Source organism: Wenyingzhuangia marina (genome assembly GCF_900130035.1).
GTDB classification, from domain to species: Bacteria; Bacteroidota; Bacteroidia; order Flavobacteriales; family Flavobacteriaceae; genus Wenyingzhuangia; species Wenyingzhuangia marina.
This window is the reverse complement of sequence record NZ_FQXQ01000003.1, coordinates 523,607-537,069: the sequence shown is the minus strand read 5'-3', so window position 1 is coordinate 537,069 and position 13,463 is coordinate 523,607. Positions and strand designations below refer to the sequence as shown.

General features: G+C 32.1%; 12 protein-coding genes and 1 pseudogene. 3 read left to right on the top strand and 10 right to left on the bottom strand.

Going from position 1 to position 13,463, the window contains the following annotated elements:
- Nucleotides 1-5 precede the first annotated feature (5 nt).
- The 4 genes from BUB70_RS09260 to BUB70_RS09245 all read right to left on the bottom strand — a co-directional run bounded on the left by BUB70_RS09260 (nt 6) and on the right by BUB70_RS09245 (nt 6,101).
- Nucleotides 6-311, bottom strand: a complete 306-nt coding sequence (locus tag BUB70_RS09260; protein WP_073120804.1) for a hypothetical protein — start codon at nt 309-311, stop codon at nt 6-8.
- Nucleotides 312-375: 64 nt separating this feature from the next.
- Complete coding sequence (locus BUB70_RS09255; RefSeq protein WP_073120802.1) at nt 376-3,570, bottom strand: efflux RND transporter permease subunit; 3,195 nt, start codon at nt 3,568-3,570, stop codon at nt 376-378.
- 138 nt (nt 3,571-3,708) lie between these two features.
- Nucleotides 3,709-4,785, bottom strand: coding sequence for an efflux RND transporter periplasmic adaptor subunit (locus tag BUB70_RS09250; RefSeq protein WP_073120948.1), 1,077 nt, complete (start codon nt 4,783-4,785; stop codon nt 3,709-3,711).
- 8 nt (nt 4,786-4,793) lie between these two features.
- The gene (locus tag BUB70_RS09245) at nt 4,794-6,101 is read right to left on the bottom strand and encodes a TolC family protein (protein WP_073120800.1); all 1,308 of its coding nucleotides are present in this window, start codon (nt 6,099-6,101) and stop codon (nt 4,794-4,796) included.
- Nucleotides 6,102-6,271: 170 nt separating this feature from the next.
- Here BUB70_RS09245 and BUB70_RS09240 point away from each other — a divergent pair, with 170 nt between their 5' ends.
- Nucleotides 6,272-6,652, top strand: coding sequence for a VOC family protein (locus BUB70_RS09240; RefSeq protein WP_073120798.1), 381 nt, complete (start codon nt 6,272-6,274; stop codon nt 6,650-6,652).
- 9 nt (nt 6,653-6,661) lie between these two features.
- Nucleotides 6,662-7,660 (top strand): annotated as a pseudogene (locus BUB70_RS09235) (metal-dependent hydrolase).
- 8 nt (nt 7,661-7,668) lie between these two features.
- Here BUB70_RS09235 and BUB70_RS09230 read toward each other — a convergent pair.
- The 4 genes from BUB70_RS09230 to BUB70_RS09215 form a co-directional block, all read right to left on the bottom strand.
- Nucleotides 7,669-8,265, bottom strand: coding sequence for a class I SAM-dependent methyltransferase (locus tag BUB70_RS09230; RefSeq protein ID WP_073120795.1), 597 nt, complete (start codon nt 8,263-8,265; stop codon nt 7,669-7,671).
- Nucleotides 8,266-8,276: 11 nt separating this feature from the next.
- A complete protein-coding gene (gene trxA, locus BUB70_RS09225; protein ID WP_073120793.1) occupies nt 8,277-8,573 on the bottom strand; it encodes a thioredoxin in 297 nt (98 codons plus the stop codon).
- A 206-nt stretch (nt 8,574-8,779) separates the two neighbouring features.
- Nucleotides 8,780-9,490, bottom strand: a complete 711-nt coding sequence (locus tag BUB70_RS09220) for a DUF3307 domain-containing protein (RefSeq protein WP_073120791.1) — start codon at nt 9,488-9,490, stop codon at nt 8,780-8,782.
- Nucleotides 9,484-10,086: a SatD family protein gene (locus BUB70_RS09215; RefSeq protein ID WP_073120788.1), complete on the bottom strand. Its 603-nt coding sequence runs from the start codon at nt 10,084-10,086 to the stop codon at nt 9,484-9,486. Before BUB70_RS09215 ends, BUB70_RS09220 begins: the two co-directional genes overlap by 7 nt.
- 224 nt (nt 10,087-10,310) lie before the next feature.
- Between BUB70_RS09215 and BUB70_RS09210 the strand changes: the two genes are divergently transcribed.
- The gene (locus BUB70_RS09210) at nt 10,311-12,119 is read left to right on the top strand and encodes a family 43 glycosylhydrolase (protein ID WP_073120786.1); all 1,809 of its coding nucleotides are present in this window, start codon (nt 10,311-10,313) and stop codon (nt 12,117-12,119) included.
- 42 nt (nt 12,120-12,161) lie between these two features.
- Here the strand turns inward: BUB70_RS09210 and BUB70_RS09205 are convergent, their stop codons facing one another.
- Together BUB70_RS09205 and BUB70_RS09200 are read right to left on the bottom strand one after the other, a co-directional pair.
- Entirely contained in the window at nt 12,162-12,929 is a 768-nt protein-coding gene (locus BUB70_RS09205) for a GDSL-type esterase/lipase family protein (protein WP_084730237.1), read from the bottom strand.
- Nucleotides 12,930-13,060: 131 nt separating this feature from the next.
- Nucleotides 13,061-13,411, bottom strand: a complete 351-nt coding sequence (locus tag BUB70_RS09200; RefSeq protein WP_073120784.1) for a 4Fe-4S dicluster domain-containing protein — start codon at nt 13,409-13,411, stop codon at nt 13,061-13,063.
- Nucleotides 13,412-13,463: the final 52 nt, after the last annotated feature.

The window sequence follows — 13,463 nt, the reverse complement described above, 5'->3', positions numbered from 1 at the left end:
TAAATTTATATAGATTTTTCAATAGGTACTACCACCGCTTTTATAGGGTTATTGGTTTCTAAGTTTGAATTAAATTCTTTGATCAAATCAAATAAATGATCAATATTGTCTTCTTCTGCAAAAGAAAAGAACATACTAGATTCATTCCCTCCTTTTCCTGCCGAAAACCAATTAGAGGCCATTAAAACAGATGATCCATTTTTATAGCCATCTATATCAGAACTACTAAAATTTTCTATCTCTGCATTTTTAAACAATTTCAAAACATCTTGTTGAAACTCTTCTACTACTGTTACAATTACTAATTTCATTTTTTATGTATTTAATTGTCACTTCGAGTAATTTTCTAAAAAAACCACTCGAAGTGACAGCTTATTATTTATAGTTTTTTTTCTCAATCATGTAATACACCAATGGCACTACCAATAATGTTAACACTGTAGAAACAATAGTTCCTCCCATTAACGAAATAGCCAAACCTTGAAAAATAGGATCAAATAGAATTACAAATGCTCCAATAACAACGGTTCCTGCAGTTAATAAAATGGGGGTAGTACGTACTGCTCCAGCTTCAATACAAGCTTGCTTTAAGGGTACACCTTCGGCAGTTCTTAAGTTGATAAAATCAATCAACAATACGGAGTTCCTCACCATGATTCCGGCCAAAGCAATCATTCCAATAAATGATGTTGCTGTAAAAAAGGCTCCCATAATCCAGTGTCCTAAAATAATCCCAATTAACGATAATGGAATCGCAACCATCATTACAATTGGAGCTTTAAAGTTTTGAAACCATCCTACAATTAAAATATAAATCAAGATAATCGCTCCTAAAAAAGCAATTCCTAAATCTCTAAATACTTCTAATGTAATTTGCCATTCACCATCCCATTTTACGGTATAATCCTCTTCAAGATCGGGCTGACCTAAATACATTTCGTTTAGCTTATAACCTTTTGCTAATGAAATTTCTTTTAACTTTTCTTCCATTCCTAAAATAGCATAGGCAGGACTTTCTAATTCCCCAGCCATATCTGCCATTACATACACCACACGTTTTTGGTTTTTATGATAAATACTTTTTGCAGCTGTATTTTTAGTAATGGTTACCAGATCTGAAATAGCAACCATATTTCCTTGTTTAGAGGTTACTTTTAATTGAGAGATGTCAGAAATGGTAGATTTTTCTTTTTCATCTAAAGCCAATACCAATCCAATTTGATTCACAGCATTTTCATCATACAAATTTGTAATGGCTCTGTTAGACAATGCCATATTCATCGTAAATGCTATTTGTTGTGGTGCAACACCATACAACATGGCTTTTTCTTTATTGATAACAAATTGATATTCTGTTTGGTCTGCTTCTACCATCCAATCAATATCTACGACATCGTCTGTGTTTTTTAAGATCTCTTTAACACTATTTGCAATTCTTATTTGCTCATCATAATCAGGCCCATAAACTTCGGCAACAATTGTTGACATTACAGGTGGTCCTGGCGGAACTTCAACCAACTTTACATTTGCATTGTACTTTGATGCAATTTTTTGAAGATCGGGTCTAAATAATTTTGCAATGTCATGACTCTGTGCAGTACGTTCTTCTTTATCAATTAAATTCACCTGAATATCAGCCATGTTGCTTCCTCCACGTAAATCGTAATGACGAACCAAACCATTAAAAGTAATGGGTGCAGATGTACCCACGTAGTTTTGATAATTCACCACTTCTGGTCTACCCGATAAGTATTGGGATATTTCTTGTGTCACCACTCCAGTACGTTCTAAAGTAGTTCCTTCTGGCATATCAATCACCACCTGAAATTCATTCTTGTTATCAAAAGGCAACATTTTTACAGCAACCGATTTGGTAAAAAACAACACCATGGTTCCCATTAACAGTAAAAAAGTTCCTCCTAAAAATAACCAACGTTTTGATGTACTTTGTAACAAAGGACGTTCAAACTTGTTATAAATTTTATAAATAAGAGTCTCTTCTACTGCCTTTTCTGGCTTTTGCTCTACTCCTTTTTTCTCTTTTTCTTTTAAGAAAATAAACCCCAAATAAGGTGTAATGGTTAAAGCTACAAATAAAGATAAAATCATGGCTATAGAAGCTCCAATAGGCATTGGTGCCATGTAAGGTCCCATCAATCCAGATACAAAAGCCATGGGTAATACCGAAGCAATAACCGTAAACGTAGCTAAAATGGTTGGATTTCCAACTTCGTTAATCGCATACAGCGCAGCTTGTTTAAATGGCAAACGTTTCATTTTAAAATGCCTGTGCATATTTTCGGCAATAATAATGGAATCATCAACTACAATACCGGTTACAAATACCAACGCAAAAAGGGTAATTCGGTTTAGTGTATAATCAAGCATATAATAGCTTAACAAAGTCAATGCAAACGTAATCGGCACAGACAAAAACACCACCAATCCACCTCTCCAACCCATGGCTAACATCACCACAAGGGTTACGGCAACAATAGATCCTATAAGGTGTAATAACAATTCTGATACTTTATGTGAAGCTGTTTCTCCATAGTTTCTTGTAACTTCTACATGTACATCATCCGGAATTAAAGTACTACGTAAATGAGCTACTTTGTCTAGAATTACTTCTGAAATTTTCATAGCATCTGCTCCTTTTCTTTTAGCTACAGAAATAGTCACAGCAGGATATTCCGATTTATAATCCGACGATTTTACACTTCCTTTTCCAAAACCTAAGCTCACATAATTTTGTGGCACTTCTGGTCCATCAATAATCTTGGCTACTTGTTTTAAATAAATAGGCTGATTTTGTTGTACTCCAACCACTAAATTTTCTACATCTGTTACAGAGGCTAAAAAATTACCTGTATTCACTAAAAACTCAGTATCATTTTTATCAAAACTTCCTGAACTTAATTGACTATTATTAGCCTTAATCATTTCAGAAACCGTTAAAAAATCTAATCCACTGGCAGCCAATTTATCTTTATCTAAGACCACACGTAATTGGCGATTTCTACCTCCAATTTTATGAGTCATGGCTACATCGTTCACCTTTTTAATTTCTGATTCTAACTCTTGAGCCATTTGGCTTAATTGATAGTCGTCGTAATTTTTACTCCACAACGTTAACCCCAACATAGGAACATCATCAATAGCACGTGTTTTAACCAATGGAAACGTAACACCTTTTGGCATTTCATCCATATGTTTGTTAATCTCATTGTACAACTTCACAAAACTACGTTCAATATCTTCTCCAACATAAAACTGAACAATAACCATCCCTTGCTCTTTCATAGAAGTAGAATACACGTACTCCACTCCTTTTATGTTAGAAATTAATTGTTCTAACGGTTTTATCACTCTCGATTCCACTTCCGTAGGACTTGCCCCAGGATATCCTACAAAAATATCTGCCATGGGCACATCAATTTGTGGTTCTTCCTCACGCGGAATTAAAAACGAACTATACACACCAACCACCATAAATACAATCATTAACAACACGGTTAACTTGGATTGCATAAAGACTTTGGCAATTTTTCCTGCGATACCTTCTTTCATTTTATCTTCTTTTTTGGGCGTTTTAACAGGCTATACACTGTATCTTTTTACGTTGTTTTCAATACAAATTTACTTAAGCAACTGCACTCAAAATCAACGTAAAAAGGATGCCGTTTCTATCCTTAACGCGACTTTTAGTTATTTAATTAAAACTTTTGATCCATTAAAAAGTTTTCCTTCTGCAGAAACAATGTAGGATTCATTAGCATTTAAACCCGACAAAACTTCTGTTTCATTTCCATATGTTCTACCCAAACGCAACCAACGTAACATAGCTTTGTTACTCTGACTCACGGTATAAATTCCAGACAATTGACCATTGGTGACAATGGCTTCATTTGGAATTAAAATCAACGTTGTATTTTCTTTCCTTTCTACAGGAAATTGTACCGTGGCAAACATTCCAGATAAAATAGATGCTTCCGTTTTATCTAAAGCTATTTTCACCAAATACTGCCCTCCAGTATTTTTAGCAGATATACTTACTTCTTTCACTTTTGCTGTAAGAGTTTTGTTTATAGATTTTACCAAAACCGTCACTTCAATTCCTTTTTTAATATCAGAAATCTCACTTTCTGGAACCATAGCCATTACTTCAAAACTATTAGGTGCTTCTATACTTATTAAAGGCATTCCCGGATTTGCCATGTCGCCATTTTCTATATTTTTGCCTGTCACAATTCCACTAAAAGGAGCAGTAATATTACTGTAAGCAAATTGTGCCTCAATTTCGTTTTTCATTTGATTGGCAGCTTCTAAACGTGCTTTTGCCATTTTATAATTTGCCGTCATATCATCCATTTCTTTTTGCGATGCACTTTTATCTGCAAACAAACTTTGATAACGTTGGTAATCTTTTTCGGCATTGTTATAAGCTGCTGTAGCTTCTGTAATACCTGCGTTTACTTGTGCTTTTTTTGCTTGTAAATCACTATTATTAATAGAAACTAACAATTGACCTTTACTTACTTTATCGCCAACATTTACATGTACTTTATTCACATAACCCATCATTCTAGTACTTAAATCGGCACTGTTGGTTGCTTGAATTTTTCCACTTACACTTAAAAATGGACTTTCCCCATGGATATTTACTGGATTTACTTTTACAGCTATCACAGGAGAATTATCTACGACCACTTCTTTTTCTTTGTGACCACAACTAGCTATTAATAAAGCCATCGATAGAGTTAGGATTGTATATATTTTTTTCATTGTAATCATTATTTTTTAGTTAAAAATTGTAAATACGCTTGTGTGTAATTATATTCAAAAATGGTTTGGTAATATTCTAATTGCTTTTGTAAATATTGTGTTTCAGCCATCAATAAATCTGATGTTTTTTCTAAACCTTGTTTAAACCTGTTGGTTCTAATTCGTAAAGATTCTTCAGATTGCTCTAAAGCTAAAGCAGTTAATATCAACTTGTTTTCAGCATCTAAAAAAGCACGTTTGGTTTTGTTCAACTCTAAATTACTTTGCAATACATATTGTTGGTATTCTAATTTAGATTTCTCGAATTCGGCTTTACTTTTTTGTGCTTTTCCAAAACGTTTAGATCCTTTAAAAATATCCCAACTTAGCTGTGCTCCAATTAAATATCCATTGGCATCTCCTTTAAAAATTTGATGATCATACAATTGATAACTTCCAAATGCATTTAAACGAGGTAGAAAAGCCATTTTATCAGCCTTATTCATATCCTCGTAGGCTTTAGAAGCCAATTCCATCGCTTTAATATCCGATCTGTTTTCTGAAACCGATTTGTTCACTACTGAAAATGTAACAACCGTTAATTCATCCATAGGTGTATATACAACGTAAGAATCATCATTCATTAAAAAAGACAAATAATTGGATGCGTTTTGCACATTGCTTTTTGCTGTTTGCAATTGGTTTTTAACTTCCGTTACTCGTACTTCTACATTCAACACATCTGTACGTTGTAAATAGCCTTGCTTAAAACTATTGTCTGCTATTTTTTTATTTTCATTAGCGGCCTCTACCGCTTTGTTAAGTACATCAACCGCTTTATAAGCCAATTGCAATTGCATGTAGGCTTTCTCTACTTCAAAAACTAAATAATCTTGTGTTCGTACTGTTTTCAAAGACATGGCTTCCATTTTAGATTTGGCTGCTTTGCGTTGGTATAGCCCGTCTAAATTGATTAATGGTTGCTCAAATTCTATGCTAGTAGCATAGTTGTTAGTCCTAGAAGGATCGTTTAATAAAGCAGGGTTAAAATCATTCTGTGTTAAAATTTCTTGATTTAACTTAGAACCAAAAGCCATCAAAGGATTGGTTGTTGTCATCGCAGTATGACTTGCCGTAATGTTGGGTAAAAACACTGCGTTTGTTTGTTTGTAATCTGCTTTGGCTTGATTAAAATCTTCTTTAGAAATTTTAATACTGGTGTTGTTTTTGGACACTTTAGACAAGACTTCTACTTTTGTAATCGGTATTAATTCTTGTGCTTGCATAGATATTGTAAATGCAAAAAGTAATAACGGTCTATACATATGTTTTTTCATCAATGGTTAATTTATAGAGCAAATGTAGACGAGAATAAAACCGTAGTCAGTAACATTAGTTACCAAGCAAAAAAATATCGTTTGATTCATTATTTAGTTCTAAATTTTTATAAACAAGAGAGTTTCCTAAAATTAATAGCGATATTTGAACTTCTTAAAAATTTTAGACCATGTTTCCTTTTTCATTTAATCACGTCGCCATTTCTGTAAAAGATGTAAATGTATCTGTTGAATTTTATAGAAGAGTCTTAAAACTAGAAGAAATTGAAAATACAGCTTCTAATTCTAAAACAAGATGGTTATCCTTAGGTGAAGGCAAACAACTTCATTTAATTCCTCGTTTAGATGACATTACAACCAATAAAGCCGTTCATTTTGCTTTGGCAATAGAGGATATAAGTTTATTTGTAAATCACTTAAAAACGTTACATGTTGACTACTCTGATTGGTTAGGAACTCCGAATAAAAACTACGTTAGAAAAGATGGAATTCAACAAATTTACTTTCAAGATCCAGATAAGTATTGGATAGAAATAAATAACGATATATAATACAATTATATGGATTCGTTAACTCAAATTGTATTAGGAGCAGCTGTTGGTGAGGCTGTTTTAGGTAAAAAAAATTGGAAACAAAGCCATATTTTATGGAGCCATTGCAGGAACCATTCCCGATTTAGATGTATTTGCTTCTTATTTTACAGATACCGTAACCGCACTATCTATACATAGAGGGTTTACACATTCTATTCTGTTTTCAGTACTTTTTGCTCCTGTTTTTGGTTGGATCATTTCTCGTTATGAAACCTATAAAAACTTTAAAAATTGGTCTTGGTTGTTCTTTTGGGGCTTTGTAACACATCCTATTTTAGATGCACATACCACATGGGAAACACAACTCTTTTGGCCTTTTGATACAAGACTCGCATTTAAAACCATATTTGTGATTGACCCCATATACACACTTCCTTTTTTGGTGTTTTGAATTCTTGCTTTTAGACAAAATAGGACCTCTAAAAAACGTAGTTTCTATAATAAAACAGGATTGATAATCAGTACTTCTTATTTAATGTTTAACTTTTTTTTAAGTGGATAGCATACAATCAATTTAAAACAGAACTAGAAAGTAAAAATATTGAGTATTTACAAATAGATACAAGGCCATCTCCTTTAAACACCATACTTTGGAGTGCCAATGTAGAAACTGAGAAAGCTTATTTATTAGGTAATTATTCTTTTTTTGATGCTCAACCCATCACTTTTACAAACTATCCTAAAAACCATGAACTCTTAGGAAATCTTGTTAAAAACGAAAAAGTAAAACGCATGATTGCTATTTCTGAAGGATGGTATACGATTACTAAAAAAGAGGAAATTCTTTATTTTAACGATTTACGATTTGGACTTTTAAGTATCAATCCAACATCTGAAAACTTTGTTTTTAAATACAAAATAGATGTTGATATTGATGGAAATGTTCAGTTTGTTGAGGTTCCAAAAAACAACCGTGATGGCAAAAAAATATTATCTGACTTATGGACTCGTTTAAAAGGAAACTAAAAAATAATTTATTTTATTAATTCTCCTGTGAATCTTACTACAGATGCCATCCCTTGATGATATCTACCCTCGTTCAATTGAATATTTTCTTCTTTTAATTCTTTAAAATTAATATTAGGAAATTCATTTTTAATCTCATTTATAGAAAACAGCATACTTTTATCTTTTGGACCACCAGAACTATATTGTAATTGATTCTTGGAAAAAGCTTCAAAAATAATAGTAGCCTTTGGTTTTAAAAAAGAAATAAGATGTTTATGAATGTTACGTCTAATACCTTTAGGAAAGTGGGCATAATTTAAAACCAATACCTCAAATTTTATATTTGATGTAAAATCCTCTGCATTAGAAACAACATAATCAATCGTTGTATGATTCAATTTTGACAATGCTAAAGCTTTATGTTTTGCAACTTTACTACTGTCAAAAGCAGTAACCATCCATCCTTTTTTTGCAGCATATACGGCATTCCTACCTTCTCCCTCAGCAGGAAAAAGAATGTTTCCAGGAGGAAGTTTATCTAATTGTATTTTAACATATGAATTTGGAAGTAGACCGTAGGCATAATCCTCTTCACTATATCTTTCATCCCAAAAATTTGTCACCTTTCTAAAGTTTAACTATTAGTAGCAATAACATTTATAATTTCATTTTTTTGAAGTACCCCAGATTGTTTCCAAACTTGTTTTCCATTTTTAAACAACACCAATGTTGGTACACCTCTTACTTGGTATTTTGCTGCCAAAGCTTGATTCTTATCCACATCTATTTTAATAATAAAAATGTCATCACCTACACTATCTTTCACTTCTTTTAGAATTGGACCCATCGTTTTACAAGGTCCACACCACTCTGCAAAAAAGTCTACTAATACAGGAGTATTTTGATTTATTAATTCTGAAAATTTGCTCATGTTTAATAAAATTTATTAATCTATCTCTTTTGTTTCGTATTCAAAAAATACTAAACTTAAAATAACAAATTTAATCAGAATAAATACTATATGATGTAACAATAGTTACAGGGAGAACCTTTAATATTTTCACAATTATTTACTAAAAGTGTCTATTTGCTAGAATGCAGATTTCCCCATGAATCTAAAAATAATCAATAAAACCATTAAAAGCTCAAATATTGATAAGTCAAACCTATCACAATGGCGATTCCAAAACTTAACAAAGTTCCCACCAATATATATTCAGTTAATTTTCTATCCTTGGCTTTGGTTAAATCCCCAAAACGGAACACCGATTTTGCAGCTAATAAAAAACCAATTGCTTGCCATTGATTCAGCACGACAAAAGCAAATACAAACAAACGTTCTAAAATTCCGATGTATTTTCCTGCATTTTTCAATGAGCTATCTTCTTTACTTACTTCTTCTATCTCCTTATTCCATACACTAAAAACCACTTTTAACACAATAGAAGTTACCGATGTTAACAGTAACAAAGACAATACAAGTAATAAGTTTTGTTCAGAAACAACAGTACTAAAATCTATATTTAAATCACTCCATTGCCTGACAACCAATCCAATTACTGTTAAATGTGCTATTTGATCTGCAAAAAATAATATTCGACTATTTTTAATAGGTTTTAGCAACTTAATTCCATCTATCACCAAATGAGAAATACTAATTATTATAATTTTCCATAAATATTTTATTTGAAAACCAAGTACAATCAACAATAACAAAGCATGAATTGCAGTATGGATATACAAATATTTGGAAGCCCATTTTTTCCTTTCCTTATGTTTTACCCATTTGTTAGGTTGTAATACAAAATCACCTAATACATGAGCTATCAATAATTTTAGTACTAACATAACCCTCCTATTTGCTGTTTGTAAAACTGAAGACAATCTTGTATTTCCTCATATCCTGCCTTTTTTAAACTATAACTCACATTACTTTGTTTTTTATTTAAAGCTTGAGCAATTTCTATTTGTTTACTTTCTGGATTTTGTAATTGTTCATAAACAATTTCTGCCATGGCTGGTTTCCAATAATCCATGGTTAAAGTCGCTAAATTTAGCATAATATTGATTGTTTTATCAAAGTCTCCCCATGGCGTTTTTATGAACAAGGTACTTTTCTTTAAACCATCAAAAGCTTCACCAGCATTTACAAATGCAGGTCCATTAGAAGTCGTTACTTTTTCTGATTGATAAGTAACTTCTCCAATACCAATTCCTATTCTAATGTCAATATTTGGAATTTGTTTGATTGCTGACTTTAATAAAACCGCTACTTCTAACGCTTTTTGAGGTTCTATTATCATCTGAATACTATCTCCACGAAATACTTCCCAAACACTATACTCCTCCCCTATGTTTAGCAAAGTACTTTTTAAAGTATTTAACCAAATTTCTGGAGAAACCTCTCTTGAATTGATGATATCTGCTGTGATGACTGCTTTCATTTTTTATATGCTTTTTATCATATATGTACAAATATATGCTTTTTATCATATAAATAAAAATATATGCTTTTTACCATATATAAATCAGGAGTTATAAATCAGAACTGTTAATTATAAAAAACAAAAAACTCGTCTTCTTCCATGGTATTAGTTTTTATAATATAAACACCAAACCTCTTGTTTTTTAACTATTTTTATGTTTTTTTACACGAACTACTATACTTATGATAAAAAAATACGTTTTAAATTACTTAAACTTCAAGTTAAAAATAATATTTCTAATATTTTTTTGTTTTCCTTTATTTTATTCTGCATTTGCACAAGACTGGCCAGAAGGACTACATGACCCTTCAAATATTGTAAAAGATGGTGATCGATATTGGATATTTGCCACAGGAGATGGAATTCACGCAATGTACTCATATGATCTTATTACTTGGCAAAATGGACCTTCTCCATTTACAAAAACAGAATTTCCAGAGTGGATTAATAGTTATGTAAAAGGAGGTACAAATAATGATGGAGATGCTGTTTTTCATGGAGCTTTTTGGGCACCAGATATTATTAAAATGAATGGTCGTTACTATTTATATTACTCTTGTTCGGAATGGGGTACAATGACTTCAACCATTGGTTGTGTTTCTACCAAATCTCTAAACCCCGATTCCCCAGATTATAATTGGGTAGATGCTGGATTTTTGGGTATTTGGTCTTACCAACCAGGCTTAGCGCTCAATGCTATTGACCCTGCTCTTACTAGAGGTCATGACAATAAAATATGGATGACCTATGGATCTTTTAATGAACGAGGAATGGTTGTTACGGAAATTGATTCTATAAGCGGAATACCAAAAAATTATAGTGGAAATTTACCCGGAAAAACAATAGCCAACTCTTTTACAGGTCCTAATACTGGAGTTTATTTCGAAGGAGAGGGAGCTACTATGATTTATAGAGATGGGTATTATTACATCTTTTACAATAAGGGAGGATGTTGTAACGGTATTGCTAGTAGCTATTACGTTATAATGGGACGTTCAGAAAGTGCCAAAGGACCTTTCGTTGATAAAGAGGGAAAACCATTAGTTACCTATGGGACTCCAAGTGGAGGTACTCTCTTTTTTAAACATGATGATGCTCGTGGTTTAGAAGATCGTTATTATGGTCCCGGACATATTGGTATTTATTCTGAAGGTGGAGTAGACTATGTAAGCTTTCATTATTACGACCCTAAAGGCTATTATCCTAGTGAAGAAGCCAACAATATGGGAGGGCCTACTTTAGGTTTTGGTAAATTAGATTGGGGAAGTGACGGGTGGCCATCATTATCTCTTGATTTTTTAAGTGAAGGAACTTACACCTTAGAAAATGTAAATAGTAATAAATTCTTAGATGTAGAGAATCATATAGTTGATGAAGGAGCTTTACTTTGGCAACATAATAAAGATGAAAATCAAGCATCTCAAAAGTGGATATTTACTCCTTTAGGAACAGGAGAATATGTAATACAGAACTCTAAAAACAAAGATTTTTATCTAGAAGCCGTAGATGGAAGTGAAAATGGAGATGTTCTTCAGCTAACGAACAACTATACCGGAGCAATCAATCAAAAATTTAGAGTACAAAAATCTCCTGTGAATAATAAATTAGTCATTTATCCATCTATTCAAAATACCATTTTAGAAATACCTTTTGCTTACACCTATGAAACACAAGTAAAACTCTATCAAAACACCAACTGTGACTGTCAACGTTGGTATGCAACTGCTGTTGATGAAGATCTTAGCGCTGCAATATCAAAAGTTAAAACCATTGATATTTTTCCAAACCCTGTAAAAACAGATTTAAATATTGCAGGAACTACTCCTTTAATTCGGGTAGAAATTTATGATAATATTGGAAAAATAGTAGAAACTTACAATCCAAAAAACGCCACAAATTACACCATCGATTTTAGTAAATTCCATTCAGGAATCTATCATGTAAAATTAATTAGCCCTAGAGGTATTACTTACAAGAAAATATTAAAATAATAATTTAAAACAAGAGGTTGAATAAATATTCAACCTCTTGTTTTATTTATAAAACTCTAACAATATAGGTTTCTCAAACGCTACCCATTGCTGATACCCTTTGTCATTTAAATGAACACCATCTTTGGTTAATTCCTTTTGCATAAATCCAGATTCATCAACAAAAACGCTGTATAAATCAACTACAGAATAAAAACCTTTATGCGCTCCTTTTTTAATCATTTTATTGATTTCTAAAATTTCATCCTTTAAAAATGAACGTGTGGTTGGAAGCACAGTTCTCACAAATATTTTAGTATTTGGTGATTTTTCATGAATAATTTTAGAGATTTTTATGATGTTTTTCCCTACATATTTAGCCGATGGAATAATTTTATCATACTTTAAATTATGACTATTATCTACATCATGATGTAAATTAAACAAATCATTGATTCCAATTAAAATAAAGACAGCTTTGGGTTTGTAATACACAATTTCATTTAGTCTAGCAATCACACCATCGGTTACATCACCTGCAATCCCTCTATTTTTGATGTGATTTAATTCAAACTTTTCATTCCAATCATTTCCTTGTTGGGTGATGCTATTTCCTATAAAAAAAACATCTCCAAACTCTGGAACATCTTTTTCAAACGTAGCAATTCTACTTTGATAGTTTTTAATCGTCCAATCATTATGATATCTAGTCACCACTTTTTCGGATGGAAATAAATCTGAGGGTGTCGTATTATTTTCTTGGGCAAAAAGACTTGTACAAACAGTCGTTATAAAACATAACAACATAGAAAAATTCAATCTTGTAGACATACTGTAAAGGATTCAATAGATTTTGATAATATCACAAATATATCATCTTATATTTTTTTCTTTCAATTTATCAAACAAAAAACGCCAATCATAAATTATGATTGGCGTTTTTAATAAGTATGTTTTTAACCTTAGTCTTTGTGTAAAAATGCTTGTTTAGCTAACAATTCATCTTCTGTTTCTACCACATCTTCATCAGGTACACAACAGTCAACTGGACAAACAGCAGCACATTGTGGCTCATCGTGGAAACCTTTACACTCTGTACATTTATCGGGCACAATGTAATAAACTTCGTCAGAAATAGGCTCTTGCTCTTCATCAGCACTCCCACTATGTCCGTTTGGTAACACAAAATCTCCCTCTAAAGAAGTCCCTTCAGAATACTTCCACTCTTCAGCACCTTCGTATATTGCATTATTAGGACACTCTGGTTCACAAGCTCCACAGTTTATACATTCGTCTGTTATTATAATTGCCATCGTTCTTTTTTCTTTAAATTTGTGCCACAAAAATAATACATTTTGTATTCAT